The 25093-nt window shown below is 65.4% G+C and carries 21 protein-coding genes and 1 rRNA gene; 18 read left to right on the plus strand and 4 right to left on the minus strand.

Annotation, left to right across the window (positions count from 1 at the left end; all coding sequences use genetic code 11):
• Positions 1-28 precede the first annotated feature (28 nt).
• Entirely contained in the window at positions 29-625 is a 597-nt protein-coding gene (gene orn, locus MRBLMU1_RS17305; RefSeq protein WP_315221487.1) for an oligoribonuclease, read from the minus strand.
• Between the two features lie 64 nt (positions 626-689).
• On the opposite strand from orn, the gene MRBLMU1_RS17310 reads away from it, so the two are divergent.
• From MRBLMU1_RS17310 to MRBLMU1_RS17380, 15 genes are all read left to right on the plus strand, one after another.
• Positions 690-1958 carry a M48 family metallopeptidase gene (locus tag MRBLMU1_RS17310; RefSeq protein WP_363503566.1) on the plus strand — a complete coding sequence of 423 codons (1269 nt, stop codon included), beginning with the start codon at positions 690-692 and terminating at the stop codon, positions 1956-1958.
• Complete coding sequence (locus MRBLMU1_RS17315) at positions 1955-2314, plus strand: 4a-hydroxytetrahydrobiopterin dehydratase (protein ID WP_363503568.1); 360 nt, start codon at positions 1955-1957, stop codon at positions 2312-2314. The genes MRBLMU1_RS17310 and MRBLMU1_RS17315 overlap by 4 nt, the downstream gene beginning before the upstream one ends.
• The gene (rsgA, locus tag MRBLMU1_RS17320) at positions 2311-3222 is read left to right on the plus strand and encodes a ribosome small subunit-dependent GTPase A (RefSeq protein WP_363503570.1); all 912 of its coding nucleotides are present in this window, start codon (positions 2311-2313) and stop codon (positions 3220-3222) included. Before MRBLMU1_RS17315 ends, rsgA begins: the two co-directional genes overlap by 4 nt.
• Before the next feature lie 136 nt (positions 3223-3358).
• Complete coding sequence (locus tag MRBLMU1_RS17325; protein ID WP_363503572.1) at positions 3359-6268, plus strand: ATP-binding protein; 2910 nt, start codon at positions 3359-3361, stop codon at positions 6266-6268.
• A 123-nt stretch (positions 6269-6391) separates the two neighbouring features.
• Positions 6392-7318: an ornithine carbamoyltransferase gene (gene argF, locus MRBLMU1_RS17330; protein ID WP_363503574.1), complete on the plus strand. Its 927-nt coding sequence runs from the start codon at positions 6392-6394 to the stop codon at positions 7316-7318.
• 33 nt (positions 7319-7351) lie between these two features.
• Positions 7352-8584, plus strand: coding sequence for an argininosuccinate synthase (locus tag MRBLMU1_RS17335; protein ID WP_090327521.1), 1233 nt, complete (start codon positions 7352-7354; stop codon positions 8582-8584).
• Positions 8585-8721: 137 nt separating this feature from the next.
• Positions 8722-10536: a methyl-accepting chemotaxis protein gene (locus MRBLMU1_RS17340; protein WP_363503576.1), complete on the plus strand. Its 1815-nt coding sequence runs from the start codon at positions 8722-8724 to the stop codon at positions 10534-10536.
• Positions 10537-10581: 45 nt separating this feature from the next.
• Entirely contained in the window at positions 10582-12396 is a 1815-nt protein-coding gene (locus MRBLMU1_RS17345; protein WP_363503578.1) for a methyl-accepting chemotaxis protein, read from the plus strand.
• A 14-nt stretch (positions 12397-12410) separates the two neighbouring features.
• The gene (locus MRBLMU1_RS17350) at positions 12411-12881 is read left to right on the plus strand and encodes a chemotaxis protein CheW (protein ID WP_363503580.1); all 471 of its coding nucleotides are present in this window, start codon (positions 12411-12413) and stop codon (positions 12879-12881) included.
• Complete coding sequence (locus MRBLMU1_RS17355; protein ID WP_363503582.1) at positions 12878-14131, plus strand: CheR family methyltransferase; 1254 nt, start codon at positions 12878-12880, stop codon at positions 14129-14131. The genes MRBLMU1_RS17350 and MRBLMU1_RS17355 overlap by 4 nt, the downstream gene beginning before the upstream one ends.
• Positions 14132-14143: 12 nt before the next feature.
• Complete coding sequence (locus MRBLMU1_RS17360; RefSeq protein WP_363503584.1) at positions 14144-14839, plus strand: chemotaxis protein CheW; 696 nt, start codon at positions 14144-14146, stop codon at positions 14837-14839.
• The gene (locus tag MRBLMU1_RS17365) at positions 14836-17172 is read left to right on the plus strand and encodes a hybrid sensor histidine kinase/response regulator (protein ID WP_363503586.1); all 2337 of its coding nucleotides are present in this window, start codon (positions 14836-14838) and stop codon (positions 17170-17172) included. The genes MRBLMU1_RS17360 and MRBLMU1_RS17365 overlap by 4 nt, the downstream gene beginning before the upstream one ends.
• Complete coding sequence (cheB, locus tag MRBLMU1_RS17370; RefSeq protein ID WP_363503588.1) at positions 17169-18227, plus strand: chemotaxis-specific protein-glutamate methyltransferase CheB; 1059 nt, start codon at positions 17169-17171, stop codon at positions 18225-18227. The genes MRBLMU1_RS17365 and cheB overlap by 4 nt, the downstream gene beginning before the upstream one ends.
• 34 nt (positions 18228-18261) lie before the next feature.
• The gene (locus MRBLMU1_RS17375) at positions 18262-19332 is read left to right on the plus strand and encodes a diguanylate cyclase (protein ID WP_363503590.1); all 1071 of its coding nucleotides are present in this window, start codon (positions 18262-18264) and stop codon (positions 19330-19332) included.
• Complete coding sequence (locus tag MRBLMU1_RS17380; protein ID WP_363503592.1) at positions 19329-19643, plus strand: pyrimidine/purine nucleoside phosphorylase; 315 nt, start codon at positions 19329-19331, stop codon at positions 19641-19643. The genes MRBLMU1_RS17375 and MRBLMU1_RS17380 overlap by 4 nt, the downstream gene beginning before the upstream one ends.
• Before the next feature lie 74 nt (positions 19644-19717).
• On the opposite strand, the gene murB is transcribed toward MRBLMU1_RS17380, so the two are convergent.
• Positions 19718-20746, minus strand: a complete 1029-nt coding sequence (gene murB, locus MRBLMU1_RS17385) for a UDP-N-acetylmuramate dehydrogenase (protein WP_363503594.1) — start codon at positions 20744-20746, stop codon at positions 19718-19720.
• A gap of 149 nt (positions 20747-20895) precedes the next feature.
• Here murB and MRBLMU1_RS17390 point away from each other — a divergent pair, with 149 nt between their 5' ends.
• Both MRBLMU1_RS17390 and MRBLMU1_RS17395 read left to right on the plus strand, forming a co-directional pair.
• The gene (locus tag MRBLMU1_RS17390) at positions 20896-21381 is read left to right on the plus strand and encodes a YajQ family cyclic di-GMP-binding protein (protein WP_090327570.1); all 486 of its coding nucleotides are present in this window, start codon (positions 20896-20898) and stop codon (positions 21379-21381) included.
• A 149-nt stretch (positions 21382-21530) separates the two neighbouring features.
• The gene (locus MRBLMU1_RS17395; protein ID WP_363503596.1) at positions 21531-22784 is read left to right on the plus strand and encodes a nitronate monooxygenase; all 1254 of its coding nucleotides are present in this window, start codon (positions 21531-21533) and stop codon (positions 22782-22784) included.
• Positions 22785-22832: 48 nt separating this feature from the next.
• On the opposite strand, the gene MRBLMU1_RS17400 is transcribed toward MRBLMU1_RS17395, so the two are convergent.
• The gene (locus tag MRBLMU1_RS17400) at positions 22833-23762 is read right to left on the minus strand and encodes an exopolyphosphatase (RefSeq protein ID WP_363503598.1); all 930 of its coding nucleotides are present in this window, start codon (positions 23760-23762) and stop codon (positions 22833-22835) included.
• A 308-nt stretch (positions 23763-24070) separates the two neighbouring features.
• Here MRBLMU1_RS17400 and MRBLMU1_RS17405 point away from each other — a divergent pair, with 308 nt between their 5' ends.
• A complete protein-coding gene (locus MRBLMU1_RS17405) occupies positions 24071-24853 on the plus strand; it encodes a trehalose-phosphatase (protein ID WP_363503600.1) in 783 nt (260 codons plus the stop codon).
• A gap of 134 nt (positions 24854-24987) precedes the next feature.
• Here the strand turns inward: MRBLMU1_RS17405 and rrf are convergent.
• Positions 24988-25093 (minus strand): 5S ribosomal RNA (gene rrf, locus MRBLMU1_RS17410); the annotation flags it as partial.

Genomic DNA, 25093 nt, shown 5'->3' on the forward strand with positions numbered 1-25093 from the left:
ACCTGTTCCGATGGACGCGCGCGCCCCCTTACAGCTTGATGAAATGCTCGCGGTAGTACTTCAGCTCTTCGATCGATTCGATGATGTCGGCCATGGCCGTGTGCATCTGGTGCTTCTTGAAGCCGGCCACCATCTCCGGCTTCCAGCGCTTGCCCAGCTCCTTCAACGTCGACACGTCGATGTTGCGATAATGGAAATACGCCTCCAGCTTCGGCATGTAGCGCACCATGAAGCGGCGGTCCTGGCCGATGGTGTTGCCGCACATCGGCGCTTTGCCCTTCGGCACCCACAGCTTCATGAACTTGATCAGCTCTTCCTCGGCCTGCGCCTCGGTCACGGTCGACGCCTTGACCTTGTCGATCAGGCCGGAACGGCCGTGCGTGCCCTTGTTCCACGCGTCCATGCCGTCGAGCACCGCGTCGCTCTGGTGCACCACCATCACCGGGCCCTCGGCCAGCACGTTCAGGTGCATGTCGGTGACGACCACGGCCACTTCGATGATGCGGTCGGTGTCCGGCTCCAGACCGGTCATCTCCATGTCGACCCAGACCAGATTCATTTCATTCTGGCGCGGGGTGATCACCGCCGGAGCGGAACCTTCTGGCAAATCGTTAGCTTGTGACATAATTCTCTCTTGGCTCGCGTGAGCCCACGTTAATCCGAATCCGCCATTTTCTCACAGGCATAGAATGTATTCACTCGCGTTTTCGATTTTGTTCGTATCTTTCATCATTTTGACCTTGATCGTGCGCTTCTGGCTGGCCTCGCGCCATATCCGTCATGTGCTGACCCATCGCGGCGCCGTCCCCGCCGAATTCGCCGAAAAGATCCCCCTCGCCGCCCACCAGAAGGCGGCCGATTACACCGTCGCGCGCACCAAGTTCGGCCTGTTCACCCTGCTGGTCAACACCCTGGTGCTGGTCGGTTTCACCCTGCTCGGCGGCCTGCAATGGCTGTCGGTGGAGATCTTTAAACTGACCGGCGGCGGCATGGCCTACCAACTGGCGCTGCTGGCCGCATTCGCGCTGATCTCGGGCGTCATCGACCTGCCGTTCGACTATTACAAACAGTTCGGCCTGGAGCAGCGTTTCGGCTTTAACAAGATGACGCGCGGCCTGTTCTTCGCCGACATGGTCAAGGGCGCCTTGCTTGGCGCGGCCATCGGCCTGCCGTTGATGTGGGTCATGCTGACCTTGATGGAAAAATCGGGCGACCTGTGGTGGTTCTACGCCTGGCTGGTGTGGAGCGGCTTCCAGCTGCTGATGATGGTGCTGTTCCCGACCGTCATCGCGCCGATGTTCAACAAATTCACGCCGCTGGAGGACCAGTCGCTCAAATCGCGCATCGAGGGGCTGATGAAGCGCGTCGGCTTCGCCTCCAAAGGCCTGTTCGTCATGGACGGCTCCAAGCGCAGCGCCCACGGCAACGCCTACTTCTCCGGCTTCGGCGCCAACAAGCGCATCGTGTTCTTCGACACCCTGCTCTCGCGCCTGCAACCGCAGGAGATCGAGGCGGTGCTGGCGCACGAGCTGGGCCACTTCAAGCTCAAGCACATCATCAAGCGCATCGTCATGATGTTCGCCATCTCGCTGGGCTTCCTGGCGCTGCTGGGCTACCTGAAGAACCAGGTGTGGTTCTACACCGGCCTCGGCGTCGATCCGCTGGTGCTGCCGGGCCAGGGCAACGACGCCATGGTGCTGCTGCTGTTCATGCTGGCGCTGCCGGTGTTCACCTTCCTGTTCAGCCCCCTGACGTCGATCGGCTCGCGCAAGCACGAGTTCGAGGCCGACGCCTTCGCCGCCAAGCACACCGATGCGCGCGACCTAGTGTCGGCGCTGGTCAAGATGTACGAGGACAACGCCTCGACGCTGACGCCGGACCCGCTGCACTCGGCGTTCTACGACTCGCACCCGCCGGCGAGCGTGCGCATCCGCCATTTGAACGCGGCGGCCACATGATCGCCACCCACGCCGACCTGCTCGCCGGCCACAGCCGGCCCGCCAGGCAAGCGCTGACGGCCGACGAGGCCGCGCGCCTGCTGCCGCTAGTGCCGGGCTGGTCGCTGGAAGACGGTAAACTGTGCCGCACCTTCGGCTTTCTCAATTACTATCGCACCATGGCCTTCGTCAATGCGCTGGCTTACCTGAGCCACGCCGAAGACCACCACCCGGAAATGACCGTGACTTATAAAAACTGCACCGTGCGCTACGATACCCATTCGGTCAACGATGGCCGTGGCGGCCTGTCGGACAACGACTTCATCTGCGCGGCCAAGGCCGGCGCGCTGTTCGACTCGACGGCGGTCCAAGCATGACCCAAACCCAGGACAAGCTGAAGGCGACCATCATCGCCGCCCATGGCCGCCACTATCTGGCCGAGGCCGGCGGCGTCAAGCTGCAATGCGTCACGCGCGGCAAGAAGACCAACGTCGCCGTCGGCGACATCGTCGACGTGACGATGACCTCGCCCGACCAGGGCGTGATCGACAAGATCGAGGAACGCAAGACCCTGCTGTACCGCTCGGACCAGTACAAATCCAAGCTGCTGGCGGCCAACCTGACGCAGTTGTTCATCGTCGTCGCGACCGAGCCCGGCTTTGCCGACGACCTGGTGTCGCGCTCGCTGGTGGCGGCCGAGGCGGCCGGCATCCAGGCCCGCCTGATCCTCAACAAGACCGACATGACCGAAACGCTGGCGCGCACCCGCGAGCGGCTGCAACCCTACGCCTCGCTCGGCTACCCGGTGCACGAGGTATCGGCCAAGGCGCGCCCGGACGAGGCGCTGGCCATTTTAAAACCGCTGCTGGCGGGCCAGTCGTCGATCCTGATCGGCCAGTCCGGCATGGGCAAGTCGTCGCTGATCAACCTGCTGGTGCCGGACGCCGACATCGCCGTGCGCGAAATCTCCGCCGCGCTCGACACCGGCAAGCACACCACCACCTTCACCCGGCTGTACCAGTTGCCGGAACTGGGCCCGGGTTCGTCCATCATCGATTCGCCCGGCTTCCAGGAGTTCGGCCTGTACCACCTCAGCGAAGGCATGCTCGAACGCGCGTTCGTCGATTTCGCGCCCTACCTTGGTCATTGCAAGTTTTACAATTGCCGTCACCTGATCGAACCGCAGTGCGCCATCCTGACGGCGGTTGCCGAGGGCAAGATCGCCAGGATGCGCCACACGCTGTATGGCCAGTTGTTGCATGAATCGTCGCAAACGCTGTATTAATTAGTATTGATGCATCATCGGAGCCACCTTTTGTGTGGCCGCGCACACGATCTCCCGTTTGGCGATTATAATTCCCAAGGGAAATTATGCGTGCGTTTCCATCAACAGTTATCTGACGCGCGGTTCGAGGACATCGATGGACATGTTTGCGCTCGACGACGAAGTATCGCAGTGGGAAACCGCCCTGCCGACCCTGCGCGGGCCGGCCCGCCTGCCGGTGCTGGTGCCGCTCGCCTGGCACCTGCGCCAGCGCGACAGCGCGCGCGCCGTCGCCCTCGCCCGTGAAGGCCTGGAACTGCTGCCGGCCACCAACTTGGCGCCCGAGGCGCAAACGCTGACCTCGGCGCGGCTGCGGCTGGTGGAGACCGAGGCGGACTGGCTTGAAGGCCGGCTGCCGGAGGCCGAAGCCAAGGCCGCCGCCATCGCCGAACAATTGCACGCGCAGGGCGACCAGCGCGGCTGCGCCGACACCCACTGGCTGCGCGCCTGGGTCGCCATCGACGGCGGCGACCATCCGCGCGGCATCGCCCACCTCGAACACATGGTGGCCGCCGCCGGCCAGGCCGGCGACGCCGAGCGCGCCGCCATCGCCGAGGCCACCATCGCGCGCTGGGCCGTCATCGAGGACCTGCGCGCCGCCGAACAGCGCTGGGGCACGCACTTTCAACACCACCAGCACCATCTGGTGGCCGACGCCGGCGCCACGGTGGAACCGGCCGCGCCGATGGCCCCGATGGAACAGGGCGTGGCAGCGTGGATCGGCGACTTCTTCGGCACCCGCGCCAGCCAGGGCGGTCACTACGGCGCCGCCGCCGGCCACTTCATCCGCGCCTACGAGGCCGCGCGCGCCACCGGCCAGCTGCGCGCGGCCATCACCGCCGCCGTCAACGTCGGCCTCGATTTCGCCATCCTGCACGACCACCACGCCGCGCTCGACTGGCTGCAACGCGCGCTCGACCTGGCCCGCCCGACCGGCTGGCCGCGCAGCGTCGGCGCCTGCCTGTCGCACACCGCCGACACCATGCGCCGCCTGGGCCGGCTTGACGCCAGCGCCGACCTGCTGGCCGAGGCCCTGGCGGTGCTGGCGCCGCTGCCGGCCGGCCGCAGCTACGCCTCGGCGCTGCACTTCCTGGGCGACCTCTCGCTCGACCGCGCCGACTACGCCGCCGCGCTCGACGCCTTCAGCGGCCTGGAACAGCGCGCCGCCGCGCTGCGCCAGGTCGACCTGCACAGCATCGCCCGCCGCGGCCAGGCGCACGCGCTGTGCTTCCTCGACCGCCCGGGCGAGGCGCTGGCCGCCGCCGCCCACGCGATCGAACTGGCCACCGCCCAGGACCACCTGGACAACCACGTGGCCGCGCTGCGGGTGCTGTCCGAGATCCATGCGCGGCACGCGCTGCCGCCGCCGCCCGGCATGACCGAGCCCAACGCCACCCTGCACTATCTGCACCGGGCGCTGGCGGTGGCCTCGCGCATCGACGGCTACACCTTGCCGGGCGACCTGCTCGACGCGCTGGGCGCCCAGTACGCCAGCATCGGCGACCACGCCCAGGCCTACGCCTCGGCGCTGGCCGCGGCCGCCGCGCGCGACAAGACCCACGGCCAGGAGGCCACCAACCGCGCCATCGCCATGCAGGTGCACCACCAGACCGAGCGCGCCCGCGCCGAGGGCCTTCACCACCGGCTGCTGGCGGCGTCCGAGGCGCACCGCGCCGAGCTGCTGCTGCAGACCACGGCCACGCTCGAACGCCTGTCGGTGATCGGCCGCGAGATCACCACCCACCTCGACGCCGCCGCCATCTTCGCCGCCCTCAACGCCCACGTGCAGGCGCTGCTGCCGGCCAACACCTTCGCCATCTACCTGTGCGACCCCGGCGTCGACACCCTGAGCCGCGTGTTCGGCGTCGAGAACGGCGAACCGCTGTCGAGCAACACCATCGCCGTCGACAACCCGCGCGCCAACGCCGCGCGCTCCCTGCGCGAGCGCGCCGAGATCTACGTCGACGACGCCGGCCCGGACGACATCTTCCTCGCGCCCGGCACGCAGCTGATGTCGTGCGCGCTGTACGTACCGCTGCTGGTCGGCGAGCGCACGCTGGGCGTGATGACGGTGCAGGCGGCCCGCGCGCGCGCCTACGGGGAGCGCGAACGGCTGATCTTCCGCACCTTGTGCGCCTACGGCGCCATCGCGCTCGACAACGCCCAGGCCTACCGCCAGTTGCAGGACGCGCAGGCGCAGCTGGTGTCGCAGCAAAAGCTGGCGGCGCTGGGCGCGCTGATGGCCGGCGTCGCCCACGAATTGAACACGCCGATCGGCAACAGCCTGCTGATCGCCAGCACCCTGCACCAGAAGACCGAGGAGCTGGCCAAACGCCTGGACGGCCCCGGCCTGCGCCGCTCCGACCTGTCCACCTATCTGGGGGACGCGGTCGCCGCCCACGCGCTGGTGATGCGCGGGCTCACCAGCGCGGCCGACCTGGTCAACAGCTTCAAGCAGGTGGCGGTCGACCGCACCACCGAGCAGCGCCGCCGCTTCGACCTGCAACAGGTGGCCGCCGAGGTGATCGCCACGATGATGAACCGGGTGCGCGCCAGCGGCCACCGCATCGACGTCGAGGTGCCGGCCGATATTTCCATGGACAGCTACCCCGGCCCGCTGGGCCAGGTCATCGCCAATTTCATCAACAACGCGCTGCTGCACGCGTTCGGCGGCGCCGATGCCGGCCAGGCCGGCGACGGCGGCGGGCGCATGTGGCTGCGGGCGGCGACGCCGGCCGACGGAAAAGTCACGCTGGTGTTCGGCGACGACGGCGCCGGCATCGCCCCCGAGCACATGTCGCGCATCTTCGATCCCTTCTTCACCACCAAGCTGGGCCAGGGCGGCAGCGGGCTCGGATTGTCGATCAGTTATAATATTGTCACGTCGGTGCTGGGCGGGCAGATCGCGGTGCACAGCGCGCCCGGCGGCACCACGTTCACGCTGGAGCTGCCGTTGACCGCGCCGGCGCCGGCGCCCGGGGCGGCGGCCGGGCGGATCTACCATTAAATACGGCCGCGCCGACAGCACAATCTGCGGCAATTCGCTCCTTTGGCCGAATTGCCTTTATAATTGTCCGGCTCAGCCGGCCGCGCATCCAGTCACGGGCCAGTTCACCTGTCAGTTGTCATTATGCCTATCCAAAAACCGATCAAGCATTACCTGCAGTTTTCCGACTTCACGTTGGCCGAATACGAATACGTCATCGAGCGCGCGCACCTGATCAAGCGAAAGTTCAAAAACTACGAGATCTACCACCCGCTGATCGACCGCACGCTGGTCATGGTGTTCGAGAAGAACTCGACCCGCACCCGCCTGTCGTTCGAGGCCGGCATGCACCAGCTGGGCGGCGCCGCCATCTACCTGAACACGCGCGACTCCCAGCTCGGACGCGGCGAGCCGGTGGAAGACGCCGGCCAGGTGATGAGCCGCATGTGCGACATCATCATGGTGCGCACCTTCGGCCAGGACATCATCGAGCGCTTCGCCGCCCACTCGCGCGTGCCGGTGATCAACGGCCTGACCAACGAGCACCACCCGTGCCAGGTGTTCGCCGACATCTTCACCTTCTACGAGCACCGCGGCCCGATCGCCGGCAAGACGGTGGCCTGGATCGGCGACGCCAACAACATGCTGTATTCGTGGCTGCAGGCGGCCGAGGTGTTCGGCTTCCACGTCAACGTCTCCACGCCCAAGGGCTACGACATGGACATGTCGCTGGTGTCGACCGACCGCTACACCTTCTTCGCCAACCCGGCCGACGCCTGCGAGGGCGCGCACCTGGTCAACACGGACGTGTGGACCAGCATGGGCTACGAAGAGGAAAACGCCGCCCGCATCGCCGCCTTCGACGGCTGGATCGTCGATGCCGCCAAGATGGCGCGCGCCGCGCCCGACGCGCTGTTCATGCACTGCCTGCCCGCCCACCGCGGCGAGGAAGTGGCCGCCGAGGTGATCGACGGCCCGCAGTCGGTGGTCTGGGACGAGGCGGAAAACCGCCTGCACATCCAGAAGGCGCTGATCGAATACCTGCTGCTGGGCCGCCTCGACGGCCAGTAAAACCTATACCACTTCACCTCCATTGGAACTAGCATGAGCGATATTAAAAAAGTAGTCCTCGCCTACTCGGGCGGCCTCGATACCTCCGTCATCCTCAAATGGCTGCAGGATAACTACCAGTGCGAAATCGTCACCTTCACCGCCGACCTGGGTCAGGGCGAGGAGCTGGAGCCGGCGCGCGCCAAGGCGATCAAGTTCGGCATCAAGCCGGAGAACATCTACATCGACGACGTGCGCGAGGAGTTCGTCCGCGACTTCGTGTTCCCGATGTTCCGCGCCAATACCGTCTACGAGGGTGAATACCTGCTGGGCACCTCGATCGCCCGTCCGCTGATCGCCAAGCGCCTGATCGAAATCGCCAACGAGACCGGCGCCGACGCCATCTCGCACGGCGCCACCGGCAAAGGCAACGACCAGGTGCGCTTCGAACTGGGCGCCTACGCGTTGAAACCGGGCGTGAAAATCATCGCCCCGTGGCGCGAGTGGGACCTGCTGTCGCGCGAAAAACTGTTGAAATACGCGGAGGACGCCGGCATCGACATCGACATGAAGCACAAGAACGGCGGCGCGCCGTACTCGATGGACGCCAACCTGCTGCACATCTCGTTCGAAGGCCGCCACCTGGAAAACCCGAGCGCCGAAGCCGAGGAAACCATGTGGCGCTGGAGCGTGAGCCCGGAGAACGCGCCCGACCAGGCCGAATACCTGGACCTGGAATACGAGCGCGGCGACATCGTCGCCATCAACGGCGTGCGCATGTCGCCGGCCACCGTGCTGACGGAATTGAACCGCCTCGGCGGCAAGCACGGCATCGGCCGCCTCGACCTGGTGGAAAACCGCTACGTCGGCATGAAGTCGCGCGGCTGCTACGAAACCCCGGGCGGCACCATCATGCTCAAGGGCCACCGCGCCATCGAGTCGATCACCCTGGACCGCGAAGTGGCCCACCTGAAGGACGACCTGATGCCGCGCTACGCGTCGATGATCTACAACGGCTACTGGTGGGCGCCGGAGCGCGTCGCGCTGCAAACCCTGATCGACCACACCCAGGCCACCGTCAACGGCTGGGTAAGGGTCAAGCTTTACAAGGGCAACGTGATCGTCGTCTCGCGCGATTCGAAGACCGACTCGCTGTTTGATATGAACATCGCCACCTTCGACGAGGACGGCGGCGCCTACAACCAGGCCGACGCCGGCGGCTTCATCAAACTGAACGCGCTGCGCATGCGCATCGCCGCCAACGCGCGCCTCAAGCGCGGTCAATGACACCGGCCATCGCGCAGCTTATCCGCCACGCTTGACGCCGAAACGGGCCGCTGATCCAGCGGCCCGTTTTTTTTGTCCTCCACGAGACGCGACAAGATGATACATTGCTTGCACCGCATTATCGTCGTGGAACGCCCATGCTAAAAGACCTCGGTATCAAGACAAAACTCGCCATCGGCATCGGCGCCATCGTGCTGATCATCCTCATCCTGCTGACACTGGCCTACACCAACTTCAGCAAGCTGTCGCAGGCCAGGGCGTGGGACCGCCACACGCTGCAGGTGCTGCTCGAGGCCAACCGCGTCGAGACGGCGCTGGTGCAGATCCAGACCTCCACCCGCGGCTTCATGCTCACCGGCGAGGAGAGCGTGACCGCGCCCATTCCCGCCGAGGAGGAGGCGGCGCGCCGCCACCAGGCCAACATCGCCGCGCTCACGGTCGACAACCCCGGCCAGCAGCAGCGCCTCAAGCGCCTCGCGCCGATGATCGACAACTGGATCAACAACGTGATCCACCCGCTGCTCGACAAGCGCCGCGCCCTGAACCGCCAGGTCGGCGTGTCGCAACAGGTGGCCACGTCGGCCGATGTGCTCAACGGCGCCAAGACCGTCGCCGACGCCCGCGCCGTCCTCGCCGAAATCAGCGCCGAAGAAACCCGCCTGCTCGCGCTGCGCTCGGCCAACTCGGAGCAACTGCAGCAAACCATGTCGCTGCTGCTGATCCTCGGCGGCGGCGCCTGCGCGGTGCTGGCCGGCGTGATCGGCTACCTGCTGGCGAAGGCGCTGCTCGGCCCCCTGAACCACCTCACCACGGCCGTCGGCCGCATCGCCGCCGGCGAGGGGTCGGCGCGTGCGACGGTGGTCTCGCGCGATGAACTGGGCCAGGTCGGCGAGGCCTTCAACCGCATGGCGCAGGCCATCCAGGACGGCCAGGCCAACGAGCAGGCCGCCACCAACCTGCTCAAGTCCAAGGTCGACTCGCTGCTCGGCGTGGTGTCGAAGGCCGCCTCGGGCGACCTGACCGGCCGCATCGAGGTCACCGGCGCCGACGCCATCGGCCAGCTCGCGCATGGCCTCGACAGCATGTTCGACAACCTGCGCGGCCTGCTCAACAACGTGCAGAAGGCCGGCATCCAGGTCACCACCTCGGCCACCGAGATCGCCGCCTCGACCAAGCAGCAGGAGGCCACCGGCATCGAGCAGGCGCAGACCAGCGTCGAGATCCTCAGCACCACCAAACAGATCTCCGCCAACACGGCGGAGCTGCTCAAGACGATGGAGGACGCCACCGCCGTCGCCGACTACACCACCAGCGCCACCGCCGAGGCCCAGGACAACCTGCGACGCATGGACGGCACCATGCAGCACATGGTCACGGCCACCGATTCGATCAACGCCAAGCTGGCCGCGCTGTCGGAAAAGGCGTCCAACATCAACAGCGTCCTGATCACCATCACCAAGGTCGCCGACCAGACCAACATCCTCTCGCTCAACGCCGCCATCGAGGCCGAGAAGGCCGGCGACGCCGGACGCGGCTTCTCGGTGGTGGCCACCGAGATCCGCCGCCTGGCCGACCAGACGTCGGTGTCGACCTGGGACATCGAACAGATGCTCAAGGAGATGCAGTCGGCCGTCTCGGCCAGCGTGATGGGCATGGACAAATTCTCCGAGGAGATCCGCCGCAGCGTCGGCGAGGTGCGCCAGGTGACCGACCAGCTCTCCGGCGTGATGGACCAGGTGCAGAAACTGGCGCCGCAGTTCGACGCCGTGCTGCAGGGGATGCAGTCGCAGGCGGTCGGCGCGCAGCAGATTTCCGAGACGATGATGCAGCTGAACGACGCCACCCAGCAGACGGTCGAATCGCTCAAGGCCACCAGCGAGGCGGTGCACCAGCTGCAGTACGCCGCCGGCGACCTGCAAACGAGCGTCGCCAATTTTGCCGTCGCGGCCTAAGCATGGGACAATGCGGCCGCTAACGCGGTCACGGGAGAAGAAAAAATGTTGAAGCATTTGAGCATCAAGACCAAACTGTATCTGGGCTTCGGCGCCATCCTGGCCATCATCCTGCTGTTGCTGACGATCGCCTACAACCGGTTTAACAGCCTGTCGGACGCCAACGCCCTGGACCGCCACACGATGGTCGTGATCCAGGCCATCGACAGCCTGCGCAACGATCTGCTGCAGGTGCAGGTGGAGGCGCGCGGCTACTACCTGACCGGCGCGCCGGTGCGCCTTGAGCGCACGCGCAAGGAGCTGCTCGACATCCCCGCCTCGATCCAGCGGCTGCAAGGCTTGGTGCGCGACAATCCGCCCCAGCTGGAGCGTTTTAAAAAGCTCGAATCGATGATCGACGTCTGGGCCAGGGACGTCATCGCCTCGCAGCTGGCGCTGCGCGAGCAAATGGGCGACAAGCCCGGCGCCGCCGACGCCATGGGGCGCACGCCGCAACTGGCCGGCGGCAACTCGGTCATCGGCGGCGTCTATAAGTTCATGAACGAGGCGGCCGCCGAGGAAAACCGGCTGCTGGCCGAACGCACCGCCGCCTCCGAGAGCCTGCAGACAAGCATGCGGCTGGTGCTGTCGGCAGGCGGCGTGGCCTGCGTGGCGCTCGCTGCGCTGGTGGCCTGGCTGCTGGTGCGGGCGCTGTCGGCGCCTATCAACAACCTGACCCACGCGGTCGGGCGCATCGCCGCCGGCGACCAGTCGGCGCGCGCGCCGGTGCTGTCGGCCGATGAACTGGGCAAGGTCACCGTCGAATTCAACCGCATGGCGCAATCAATCCAGGACAGCCAGGCCAACGAGCAGGCCGCCACCAACCTGCTCAAGTCCAAGGTCGACTCGCTGCTCGGCGTGGTGTCGAAGGCCGCCTCGGGCGACCTGACCGGCCGCATCGAGGTCGCCGGCGCCGACGCCATCGGCCAGCTGGCGCATGGCCTCGACCGCATGTTCGACAACCTGCGCGGCCTGCTCAACAACGTGCAGAAGGCCGGCATCCAGGTCACCACCTCGGCCACCGAGATCGCCGCCTCGGCCAAGCAGCAGGAGGCCACCGGCATCGAGCAGGCCCAGACCAGCGTCGAAATCCTCAGCACCACCAAGGAGATCTCGGCCAATACCATCCAACTGCTCAAGACGATGGAGGACGCCACCGCCGTCGCCGACTACACCACCAGCGCCACCGCCGAGGCACAGAACAACCTGCAACGCATGGATGGCACGATGCAGCACATGGTCACGGCCACCGATTCGATCAACGCCAAGCTGGCCGCGCTGTCGGAAAAGGCATCCAACATCAACAGCGTCCTGATCACCATCACCAAGGTCGCCGACCAGACCAACATCCTCTCGCTCAACGCCGCCATCGAGGCCGAGAAGGCCGGCGACGCCGGCCGCGGCTTCTCCGTCGTGGCCACCGAGATCCGCCGCCTGGCCGACCAGACGTCGGTGTCGACCTGGGACATCGAACAGATGCTCAAGGAGATGCAGTCGGCCGTCTCGGCCAGCGTGATGGGCATGGATAAATTCTCCGAGGAGATCCGCCGCAGCGTCGGCGAAGTGCGCCAGGTGACCGACCAGCTCTCCGGCGTGATGGACCAGGTGCAGAAACTGGCGCCGCAGTTCGACGCCGTGCTGCAGGGGATGCAGTCGCAGGCGGTCGGCGCGCAGCAGATTTCCGAGACGATGATGCAGCTGAACGACGCCACCCAGCAGACGGTCGAATCGCTCAAGGCCACCAGCGAGGCGGTGCACCAGCTGCAGTACGCCGCCGGCGACCTGCAAACGAGCGTCGCCAACTTCGCCGTCGCGGTCTAGGAACGGGCGGCGCGATGAAACTGCTCGTCTTCCACATCGGCGCCGACCGCTACGGCCTGCGCCTGCGCGACGTGGTGCGCGTGGTGCCGCTGCTCGAGCTCAAACACCTGCCGCTGGCGCCCGACGCCGTGGCCGGCCTGATGGATTACCACGGCCACTCGGTGCCGGTGATCGATTTGTGCCGCATCAGCGGCCTGCCCGCCGGCGCGGATTATTTCGACACCCGCATCATCGTGGTCGACTACCACACGCCGGAGGGCGCCAGCCATCCGCTCGGCCTGCGCGCCGAGCGCGTGCTGGGGGTCCGGGAGGTGGGCGAGGCGCGCCTGACCGACAGCGGCGTGCTGGCCGCCCCCTTCCTCGGCCAGGTGGCCGGCGACGCCGACGGCATGCTGCAACTGGTCGAATTGGAGCAGCTGCTGCCGGCATCGCTGCGCGCCACGCTGTTCCAGGCGGCCGACAAAGCGGCGGACCCGCTGCCATGACCCCGGCCCAAAGCATGCTGCACGCCGCGACGGGCTTGAGCCTGTCGAAGTCCGCCGTCGACCGCGCCATCCGGCAGCGCGTGGAGGCGACCGGCGCGCCCACCGCCGACGCCTACCTGGAGGGCATCACGCCTGGGGAGCTCGAAGCGCTGGTGGAGCTGGTGGTGGTGCCGGAATCGTGGTTCTACCGCGACCAGCAAGCCTTCCAGGCGGCGGCCGAGTACATCGCCGCGCGGCTGGCGTCCGCGCCCGAGCGCATGCTGCGCATCCTGTCGGTGCCGTGCGCCGGCGGCGAGGAGCCCTACACGATGGCGATGGTGCTGTCGGACGCCGGCATCCCGCACGACCGCTTCATTATCGACGCCGTCGACATCAGCCAGGGATGCATCGAACGCGCCAGGGCCGGCGTCTACGGCCGCAACGCCTTCCGCAACCAGGACATGGGTTTCCGCGAGCGCCACTTCACCGCCTGCGGCGACGACGCGTTCCGCATCAACGACGATATCCGCAAGCTGGTGCGCTTCAAGCAAGGCAATATACTGGACGCGGACCCGGTCGCGCGCACGGGCTCCTACGACGTCATTTTCTGCCGCAACCTGCTGATCTACTTCAACAAGCCGACCACGCGGGCGGCCATCGCCAGGCTGGATCAGCTGCTGCGGCGGGACGGCCAGCTGTTTGTCGGCTATGCGGAAGTGCCATCGCTGTGCCAGCACGGTTTCGCTCCGCTGCCCTACCCGCAGGCCTTCGGCTTGACCAGGGAAGTGGTGGTCGAAAGACGCCAGGTGGCGCGCGCAGCGCCGCCGCAGTATTTGCCGCCGGCGCCGCCGCCCGCCCGGCCGACGCTGCGCTCCGCGCCCGCGGCGTTACCCACACCCGCCCGTTCGCAGGCGCCCCCGCCCCCTCCAACGCGGGTTGCGGGCGCGGCGCCGGTCGCCGACCTGCTGGCCGACGCGCGCCGCCTCGCCGATCTGGGACAACTCAAGGAAGCCGAGGCAAAGTGCCGCGATTATCTGGCGCAAGTGCCCGATTCGGCCGAGGCCTATTTCATACTCGGGCTGCTCAACGAGTTGACCAAGAAGCTGCAGCTGGCCGAAGACTACTGGAAGCGCTGCATCTATCTGCAGCCGGACCACTACGAAGCATTGTGCCATCTGGCCCTGCTGGCCGAAACCAACAGCGACGCGGCCACCGCCGCCGCGCTCAAGGCACGCGCGGCGCGCATCTACAAACGCCAGCAGGCATCATAAGGGCGTCCACACATGACGATCACCACCCAACCCACCTCGCCCACCCCGCCCGCCGCCATCGAGGACTGCTGGAACCGCATCGGCGTGGTCGGCGACCAGAGTTGCGAAAAGCTGGAGCAGTACGTCCACTGCCGCAATTGCGACGTCTACGCCGCCGCCGCGCAGCGCAACCTGCAGCGCCTGGTCGGCGACGACTATAAAAAGGACTGGGCCACCCACTTCCGCCAGGCCGCCACCGACACGCAAGCGCTGGACGCCTCGTGCCTGGTGTTCCGCGTCGGCCGCGAATGGCTGTCGCTGCCGACCAAGCTGTTCGTGTCGGTGGCGCCGCAGGCCAAACCGCACCGGCTGCCGCACCGCGCCACGCGCGGGCTGATCGGCATCGTCAACGTCGGCGGCACCCTGCATCCCTGCATGTCGCTGGCAGCGCTGCTGGGCATCGACGAAAGCGAAGGCGAGGCCGCGACCCATCGCCACACCTTCGCGCGCGTGCTGCTGATCCGCTGGGAGGACCAGTCCTACGCGCTGCCGGTCGCCGACCTGCACGGCATCATGCGCTACGCCTCCGCCGCCGTGCAGGCGCCGGCCGCCACCATCAACAAGGGCCTGAGCCGCTTCCTTTCCGGAGTGGTGTCGCACCAGGACATGCATATCGGTATGCTCGACGCGGCGCTGATCGGCTACCAACTCGCGAGGACGCTGCGATGAGCCAGGATAACAACGGAGACCTGAGCCAGTTCTCCATGATGGACCTGTTCCGCATGGAGGCGGACAGCCAGACGCAGATCCTGACCGACGGCCTGCTGGCCATGGAGCGCCTGAAGGACGACGCCAGCGCGGTCGAATCGATGATGCGCGCGGCCCACTCGATCAAGGGCGCGGCCGCCATCGTCGGCCTGGAAGTGGTGGTGCAGCTGGCGCACCGCATGGAGGACGCCTTCATCGCCGCCCAACACGGCAAGCTGGCCCTGACGCCCAACCGGGTCGACGTGCTGCTCGCCGGCGTCGACCTGATATTGCAACTGTCCCGCCTCCAGGACAGCGGCCTTGACGCCTGGCTGGGCACCAACGCCGCCCACGTCACGCGCACGCTCGACGCCATCACCACCATCGCCTTCCTTCCCGAGCCGGTCGACCTGCAAGCCGAGGCGGGCCTGCTGCCGCCCATTTCAACGCCAGTGACGGCGGCGCCCTACTTCCCGCCCGGCGAGCTGCCGGTGGCTCCCCCCTTGCCCGCCCCCGCGCCGGTGGCGGCTCCCGCACCACCGCAGGACGAGGCGCCGGCCGCGCCGGCCGCGCGCGCGCACGCCGCGCCCAAGGCCGCCCAGAACTTCGACAAGCTGCTTTCGTTGGCCAGCGAGTCGCGCATCAACGCGCACCAGATGCATCCGTTCGTGCAGAACATGCAGCGTTTCAAGCGCAACCAGAGCAGCCTTTTCTCTATCATCGAGCAGCTGCATGAGGCGCTCGCCAACAGCACCGACGCCAAGCTGAAGGAACAATCCCTGGTGGCGCTGCAAAAGACCCATCCGCTCAAGCAGTTCGTGCTGGAGCACATTGCAGACATCGAAGCCTACGAGCGCCGCCTGCTGGCCGTCTCGCAAGGGATGGTGGACGAAGTGCTGACCATGCGCATGCGGCCCTTCCGCGACGGCGTGCAGTCCTTCCCGCGCATGGTGCGCGACCTGGCGCGCACCATGGGCAAGGATGTGCGGCTGCAAATCGTCGGCGAGGACACGCTGGTCGACCGCGACATCCTGGCCAGGATCGAAAGCCCGCTCAACCACATGCTGCGCAACGCCATCGACCACGGCATGGACACGGCGGCGGCGCGCATCGCGGCCGGCAAACCGGGCACCGGCACCATCGTGCTGGAGGCGAAGCACCGCGCCGGCATGCTCAGTATCGAAATCAGCGACGACGGCCGCGGCGTCAACCTGGAGAAAATCCGCCGCCAGGTGATCGAGCGGAAGATGGCCAGCGCGCAGATGGCCGGCTCGCTGTCGCCGGCAGAACTGCTGGAATTCCTGTTCCTGCCGTCCTTCAGCCTGAAGGAAAGCACCACCGAGATTTCCGGACGCGGCGTGGGCCTCGACATCGTCCACGAAACCATCCGTTCGCAAAACGGCACCGTGCGCATCGAATCGGAACTCGGTGTCGGCTTCCGCACCTGCATCACGCTGCCGTTGACACAGTCGATCGTGCGCGCGCTGGTGGTCGACGTCAAGGGCGAAGCCTACGCCATGCCCATCGCCCAGGTCGAACGGGTGATCAAGATACAGCAATCGACCATCCACACGCTGGAAAACAAGCAGTTCTTCGACTTCGGCGGCGAGCATCTGGGCCTGGTCTCGGCCTCGCAGGTGCTCGAACTGGGCGACACCGACGCCGGCAGCGGCGAGCTGGCGGTGGTCGTCATCGGCACCGGCGCGCGCCGCTATGCGCTGGTGGTCGACACCATCCGGGGCGAACAAAGCCTGGCGGTGCAAAGCATCGACCCGATCTTCGGCAAGATGCGCGACATCTCGGCCGCCGCCCTGCTCGACGACGGCGAGCCGGTGCTGATACTGGACGTGCCGGACCTGCTGCTGTCGATCGAAAAACTGCTGCACGAGGGTGGGCTGCATCAACTGACCAAGTCCGACCACGCCGAACGGCGCAAGACCAAGCGCATCCTGGTGGTCGACGATTCGCTGACGGTGCGCGAAATGGAGCGCAAACTGCTGCTTGGCAGGGGCTTCCAGGTCGATATCGCGATCGACGGCATCGACGGCTGGAACGTGGTGCGCAGCGGCGACTACGACCTGGTGATCACCGACGTCGACATGCCGCGCATGGACGGTATCGAACTTGTCACGCTTATTAAGAAGGACATTCACCTCCATAAGCTGCCAGTCATGATAGTCTCCTATAAAGACAGGCCCGAAGACCGGGCGCGCGGGCTTTCGGCCGGCGCCGACTACTACCTGACCAAGGGCAGCTTCCATGACGAGACGCTGCTGGACGCGGTCAGCGATTTGATTGGAGACGCCAGTAGATGAAGATCGCCATCGCCAACGATGTCGCCATGGCGGCCGAGGCGCTGCGGCGCGTGGTGGCCAGCACCGCCGAACACCAGGTGCTGTGGATCGCCCGCACCGGCGCGGAGGCGGTGCGCATGTGCGCCGACAACCGTCCGGACCTGATCCTGATGGACTTGAACATGCCGGAGCTGGACGGCGTCGAGGCGACCCGGCAGATCATGGAACACAGCCCGTGCGCGATCCTGGTGGTGACCGGCCGGCCGCATGACAACGTCAACCAGGTGTTCCGCGCGCTGGGCGCCGGCGCGCTGGACGTGACGGCGACCCCGGTGTTGCAGGGCCAGCCCGGCGGCGACGCCGAGCTGCTGGCCAAGATCCGCACCATGGACAAGCTGATACGCCATAGCGGCGGCAGCCAGGCGATGGCGCCCCGGACCGCAGCCAACGGCAACGGCCATGGCCAGGGCGGCCACCACGGCGCCGACGCGCCGGGCATGCCGGCGCCGGTGACGTCGCTGCTGGCGATCGGCGCCTCGACCGGCGGCCCGATGGCGGTCTCCAAGATGCTGGCCGGCTGGACGCCGCCGCGCGGTTGCGCCATCGTGGTGGTCCAGCACATCGACCAGCACTTCGCCGACAATTTCGCGCGCTGGCTCGGCGAGCAGCTCGACATGCCGGTGCGCGCGGCCGAGGAAGGCGACGAGCTGGCCGCCGGCACCGTCCTTGTCGCCAAGAGCAACGATCACTTAACGCTGGATCAAAATTATCGCTTGCGGTACGATGCCAATCCGAAGGAGTACGCCTACCGGCCGTCGGTCGACGTGTTTTTCCATTGCGTCGCCCAGCACTGGAAGGGCGAGGCGATCGGCGTGCTGCTGACCGGCATGGGCCGCGACGGCGCCGAGGGCTTGCTGGCCATGCGCCGCGCCGGCCACACCACGATCGCGCAGGACCAGGCCAGCAGCGCCGTCTACGGCATGCCGCGCGCCGCCGCCGAACTGGACGCGGCGCAGATGGTTTTACCGCTGACGAAGATCGGCCCCGTTTTACGCAGTACCCTGGGCAGCCGCTGATCCGCGCCGGCGCCGATACATGAAGAGAACACCGATGTCCGAAGCACACGCATTCGCAGCAGATCCAGAAGCGGCGCTGACCGCCTTCAAAGTCCGGGTCCTCCTGGTCGACGACCAGTTGATCATCGTCGAAGCGGTGCGCCGCATGCTGAGCGACCAGACCGATATCGAGTTCCATTACGTGACCGACGCCAGCCAGGCGCCGCAGACGGCGTTGCAGCTGCAACCGACCGTGATCCTGCAGGATCTGGTGATGCCGACCATCGACGGTTTCGGCTTGATCAAGATCTACCGCGCCGAGGAATCGCTGCGCCACGTGCCGGTGATCGTGCTGTCGGCCAAGGAAGACCCGAAGCTCAAGGCGCACAGCTTCGCCACCGGCGCCAACGACTACATGGTCAAGCTGCCCGACAAGCTGGAGCTGCTGGCGCGCGTGCGCTATCACTCCGGCGCCCATATCAGCCGCCTGCAGCGCGACCAGGCGTTCCGCTTCCTGCGCGAGAGCCAGAAGAACCTGGCCGACGCCAACATCGAACTGCAAAAGCTGGCGGCGCTCGACGCGCTGACCGGCATCGCCAACCGGCGCCGTTTCGACGAGACCCTGGCGATCGAATGGCAACGTGCGCAGCGCGACAAGAAACCGCTGACACTGTTGCTGTGCGACGTGGACTTCTTCAAACTGTATAACGACAGCTTCGGCCACCTCGCGGGCGATTTGTGCCTGAAGAAGGTGGCGGCCGTCCTGACCGAACATTTAAAGCGCCCCGCCGATCTGGCGGCGCGTTACGGCGGCGAGGAGTTCGCCATTATCCTGCCGGAGACACCGCTGACGGGGGCACTGATCGTGGCCGAGTCATGCCGCCGACACCTGGAACAGCTGGCCATCGAGAATCCCCAGTCGACCACCGACCTGTCATCGGTGACGATGTCGATCGGCGTGGCGAGCGTGATACCTTCGCCGCAGTCGCGTATCGAGGATTTGATCGAGCAAGCCGACCAGGCGATGTACGCCGCCAAGAACGCAGGCCGCAACCGCGTCATGAGCGCGGACGACCTGCCAGGCTCCATATCCCCATCATCCCAACAAGGAAAAACAGCAGCATGAGTGCTCAATTTGATCAAGTCAGCGTCGTCAAGAAATCGAACATCTACTTCGACGGCAAATGCGTTTCGCACAATATCATCCTCGCCGACGGCAGCAAGAAGAGCGTCGGCGTGATCTTCCCGTCCAGCCTGACGTTCAACACCGGCGCGCCGGAGACGATGGAAATCACCGGCGGCGTGTGCAAGGTGCGCCAGGCCGGCGCCACCGAGTGGCAGACTTACAGCGCGGGGCAGGAATTCAAAGTGCCAGGGAATTCGCACTTCGACATCGAGACGGTGGAGACGGTCGATTACGTTTGCCATTTCGGCTAAACGTCAACCCCGCACGGTGATCCGTCGCGGGGTCGTACCCTTGGGGGTACGCCCCCTTTGTCTGTGGGTTAAAACTAAACGAACACCGGCTCCGGCTCCAGCAGCACGCCATATTTCGCCTGCACATCCGCCTGTATCGCCCGCGCCAGCGCCACCACGTCGGCGCCGGTCGCGCCGCCGTTATTGACCAGCACCAGCGCCTGTTTCGGATACACGCCGGCCGCGCCCAGGCTCCTGCCTTTCCACCCGCACTGGTCGATCAACCAGCCGGCCGCCAGCTTCTCCGTGCCGTCGGGCTGCACGTGATGCACCAGCGCCGGAAAACGCTCCAGCAGCGCCGCGCACTGCGCGCCCGTCACCACCGGATTTTTAAAGAAGCTGCCGGCGTTGCCGATCACCGCCGGATCGGGCAGCTTGCGGCGGCGGATCGCCACCACCGTATCGGCCACCTGTCGCGCGCTTGGCGTGGCGAAGCCCTGCTCCGCCACCGCCTGCGCCAGTTCCGCATACCGCAAATTCGGCTGCCACCGCTTCGGCAGCGCAAATGTCACGTCGAGAATAATCAGATGCCGCCCGGCGTCCTGCTTGAAGACACTGTCGCGATACGCGAACCGGCAGTCGCCGGCGTCCATCGCGTAGGTGGTCGCGCTGCGCGGATCGAACACCGTCACGCTGTGGAACACATCCTTCGTTTCCAGTCCATAGGCGCCGATATTTTGTATCGGCGCCGCGCCGACGGTGCCGGGTATCAGCGACAGGTTTTCCAGTCCCCCCATGCCCTGTTCCAGGGTCCATTGCACGAACGCGTGCCAGTTCTCGCCGGCGGCCGCGCGCACGAAGTGGCTGCGCTCATCGCCGCCGACGACCTGCTTGCCCTCGAGCGCGATGTGCAGCACCAGGCCGGGAAAATCGCCCGTCAGCAGCAGATTGCTGCCGCCGCCTAACACCAGCCGCGGCAAAGCGGCCCAGGCGGGATCCTCAAGCGCGCCGAGCAATTGCTCTGTTTTCGTCACGCGCAAATACGCATGCGCGGTCGCGGCGATGCCGAAGGTGTTGAGGGACTGCAGGGGAAACTGATGCTGGATGGGGGACGATGGATGCATGGAGGAAAAACTGATTAATTTAGTCGATTATAGAGCGAAACAAGCAAAAAACCAGCGCCCGTATGGGGGTGACTGGCCGGTTGTCCGTTAAAATGTCAGACTTTGATGGGGAGCCGTAGCGCCCCATGCCACACGAAAAGGAAATAGCCATGCCGTCGTTTGATGTAGTGTCCGAAGCAGATATGATCGAAGTGAAGAATGCCGTCGAGCAATCTCAAAAGGAAATCGCCACCCGTTTTGACTTCAAGGGGACCGGCGCATCCGTCGAGCACAAGGAAAACGAACTGACCGTTGTCGCCGATTCCGAGTTCCAGCTGCAGCAGGTGCGCGACGTGCTGACCAACAAACTGGCCAAGCGCAAGGTCGATGTGCGCTTCCTTGAGGATGGCGACATCAAGAAAGTCGGCGGCGACAAGGTCAAGCAGGTCATCAAGATCAAGAACGGCATCGAGGCCGATGCGGCCAAGAAAATCGTGCGCGTCATCAAGGACAGCAAGATGAAGGTGCAGGCCAGCATCCAGGGCGAAGCCGTGCGCGTGACCGGCGCCAAGCGCGACGATTTGCAGGCCGCGATGGCCATGCTGCGCAAGGACGTCCCCGACATGCCGCTCGAGTTCAACAACTTCCGCGACTGATCCCGCCCGCGCGGCGTTGCCGCGCCGTCACAGAGCGGTAGCACACTTGGAGTAGAATTGGTTTAGTCTCCATCGACGATGCTACCGCGCGACCCGCATAGCGCCGGGCCCCATGCCCGGCAAACAACCTCGGTAGTCTAAGGATAGCAATGAAACGTGTTGATGATTTCCGCCTGCGATTTGGCAAAAACGAATACGTGCCCATCATGGTCGGCGGAATGGGTGTGGACATTTCGACTTCGGAACTGGCGCTGGAGGCGGCGCGCCTGGGCGGCATCGGCCACATCTCCGACGCGATGGTCGAGGACGTGTCCGACCGCAAGTTCGATACGAGCTTCGTCAAGGATAAAACCAAGCTCTACAAATTCAACATCAACAATTCGGACAAGTCGGTGGTGCAGTTCGACCTCGAGCGCCTGGCCGACGCCCAGCGCCGCCACATCGGCGCCACCATGGCGGCGAAAAAAGGCGATGGCCTGATCTTCGTGAACTGCATGGAAAAGCTGACCATGAACGGTCCGCGCGAAACCCTGCGCACGCGCCTGAACGCGGCGCTGGACGCCGGCATCGACGGCATCACCTTGTCGGCCGGCCTGCACTTCGGCTCGTTCGCGCTGATGGCCGACCACCCGCGCTTCCGCGAGGCCAAGCTGGGCATCATCGTCTCGTCGGTGCGCGCGCTGCAGATCTTCCTGCGCAAGAACGCCAAGCTGGACCGTCTGCCGGACTTCATCATCGTCGAAGGCCCGCTGGCCGGCGGCCACCTGGGCTTCGGCATGGACTGGGCCGAGTACGACCTGATGACCATCACGCTGGAGTTGCTGGCCTACCTGAAGGCAGAGAACCTCGACATTCCGCTGATCGCCGCCGGCGGCATCTTCACCGGCAGCGACGCCGTCCGCTTCCTCGAGGCGGGCGCGGCGGGCGTGCAGGTGGCGACCCGCTTCACCATCACCAACGAATGCGGCCTGCCGGCCAAGGTCAAGCAGGAATACGTCAAGGCCACCGAGGACGACATCATCGTCAACGGCATCTCGCCGACCGGCTATCCGATGCGCATGCTCAAGAGCACGCCGGCGATCGGCGCCGGCATCCGTCCGGGCTGCGAATCCTACGGCTACCTGCTGGACGCGACCGGCAACTGCGCCTATATCAATTCGTACAACCGCGAAGTGGCGGCCCATCCGAACGAGAAAAACATCGTCGTGATGGACAAGACCTGCCTGTGCACGCACATGCGCAACTTCAACTGCTGGACCTGCGGCCACTACACCTACCGCCTGAAGGACACCACGCACAAGAAACCGGACGGCGAATACCAATTGCTGTCGGCCGAACACGTGTTCAAGGACTACCAGTTCAGCACCGACAACCAGATCGCGCTGCCGGAAAAAGAGTTCTGACCGGCGACGGATCGCGGAAATGAAAAACGGCGCCTCGGCGCCGTTTTTTTACCCTTCGGAATTGATCCGGTGGATCAGCGCGCCCAGCACCTCCTCGGCGCGCTCGTTGTCGACCTGGCAGGTGCCGGCGTTCTCGTGCCCGCCGCCGCCGTACTCCAGCATCAGGGCGCCGATGTTGGTCTTCGATGTGCGGTTCAAGATCGATTTGCCGGTGGCGAACACGGTGTTCTGGTTCTTTAGCCCCCACAGCACATGGATCGAGATATTCGTCTGCGGGAACAGCGCGTAGACGATAAAACGGTTGCCGGCGAAGATGATCTCCTCGTTGCGCAGATCCAGCACCACCAGGTTCTTGTGCACGGTCGCGCAGCGGCGGATCTGGTCCTTGCATTTCTCCGCGTGCTCGAAGTACAGGTCCTTGCGCTCCTTCACGTCCGGCAAGGCCATGATCTGTTCGATCGTGTGGTTCTTGCACGCATCGATCAAGTCCATCATCAGGTTGTAGTTCGAGATGCGGAACTCGCGGAAGCGGCCCAGGCCGGTACGCGCGTCCATCAGGAAGTTCAGCAAGTCCCAACCTTCCGGATTGAGTACTTCCTGTTCGTTGAAACGCGCGGCGTCGCCCTTGTCGACTGCCGCCATCATCTCGCCCCATGAGGCCGGGAAAGCCTTCTCGGCGCCGTAGTAATCGTAGACCACCCGCGCGGCCGACGGCGCCTCCGGATGGATCACATGGTTGGCGCGCTCACCGGTGTTGCGGATGGTTTCCGACAGATGGTGGTCGAAGGCGATGTGCACGCCTGGCACATAGGGAAGATTGGTCGTGATGTCGTTGTCGGTGATCGCGATCTTCCCGTCCTGCATATCCTTCGGATGAACAAACAGGATGTCATCGATCATGTCCAAGTGCTTCAGCAGCACGGCGCAGACGAGGCCGTCGAAATCGCTGCGGGTGACCAGACGGAATTTATTTGCCATGAATACACCTCGAGAGTTAAACAGTGCGATCGTCCATCATACATGCCCTAAGGCACAAAAAGCGCGGAAAGCAACGCTTATAGTTGCGTCGAATCATTTCTACATCAACTGTTCAATAGAATCGTGTTTGACATGCTTCATTGCGGGCAGTACGATAATTTTCTTTAACTGGGTTTGAACGGGCGATGTCGGCCCGAGCTCCGTGGCACGGCGTTCCGCGCCGCCACGATACGGTTCAGTTCGAACCCCTCTGACCACCCGCGGGCTGCCGCTTTCACCAAGCAAGGCGCCGCGCAACAAGGAGGGGCATGATTCATTTGCTTTCATTAGCCGGCAAACGGGCGCTCGCGGAGCTTGTCGCGACCGAGCCGGTACTCGCTTTCACTTTCGACGGCACGCTGGCGCCGCCAGTCGTGCTGCCCAGCCAGGCGCGCATGCAGCCGGCGCTGGAACGCTGCTTCCGCGACCTGTGCGCGTTGCTGCCGGTCGCCGTCATCACCGGCCGCAGCCTGGACGATGTCGAGGCGCGGCTGCCGGTGCGTCCGGCCTATCTTGTTGGGAATCATGGCTCCGGTTGCTTGCCCGGGCAGGAGGATGCCGCGCCGCGCGCGCGTGATATCTGCGCCGCATGGCTGCGGCAGATGATCGACGAGCATGGCCTGCACAAGGTCGATCCTGGCTTGCTGATCGCCGATCACGGATGCTCGCTGTGGCTGCATTACAGGCTGCTGCGCGACCGGCCGCGCACGATGCGTGAGATCGAGCGGGTGTTGGGTGCACTGCATCCGGCGCCGGTGGTGGTCGGCGCGCGCAGCGGCATCAATCTGCTGCCGCCGGATGCGCCGGGCAAGCGCACGACATTGAACACGGTGCTTGACCATGCCTCACGGCAGACGGCGCTCTACATCGGCGAGGATGAGGCGGACGAGCAGATCTTCAAGGATGCGCCGGAGTCATGGCTGACGGTGCGCATAGGCCGCAGCAAGGACAGCGCGGCGCGGTATTTCTTGCATCATCAGTTCGAGGTGCTGGAGTGCTTGCAGTTTTTGTTGGGAAGGATACGGCGGCATGAGGCGGTGGTTCATGCTTGAGCCGGCGGTGACGCATGCATGGCCGATTACGCTGCGCTAATCCGCCCTACGTGTCTCCGTGGTCCGCTTAAGACCCGGCGCATGGACGCAAAAAAGCCCACCAGGATCACCTGGTGGGCTTCTTCTTATAACTAGCCTGACGATAACCTACTTTCACACTGGTTGCAGCACTATCATCGGCGCAGAGTTGTTTCACGGTCCTGTTCGGGATGGGAAGGGGTGGGACCAACTTGCTATGGT

It is taken from the genome of Burkholderia sp. LMU1-1-1.1 (assembly GCF_040675865.1).
In the GTDB taxonomy this organism is placed as follows: Bacteria; Pseudomonadota; Gammaproteobacteria; order Burkholderiales; family Burkholderiaceae_D; genus Rugamonas.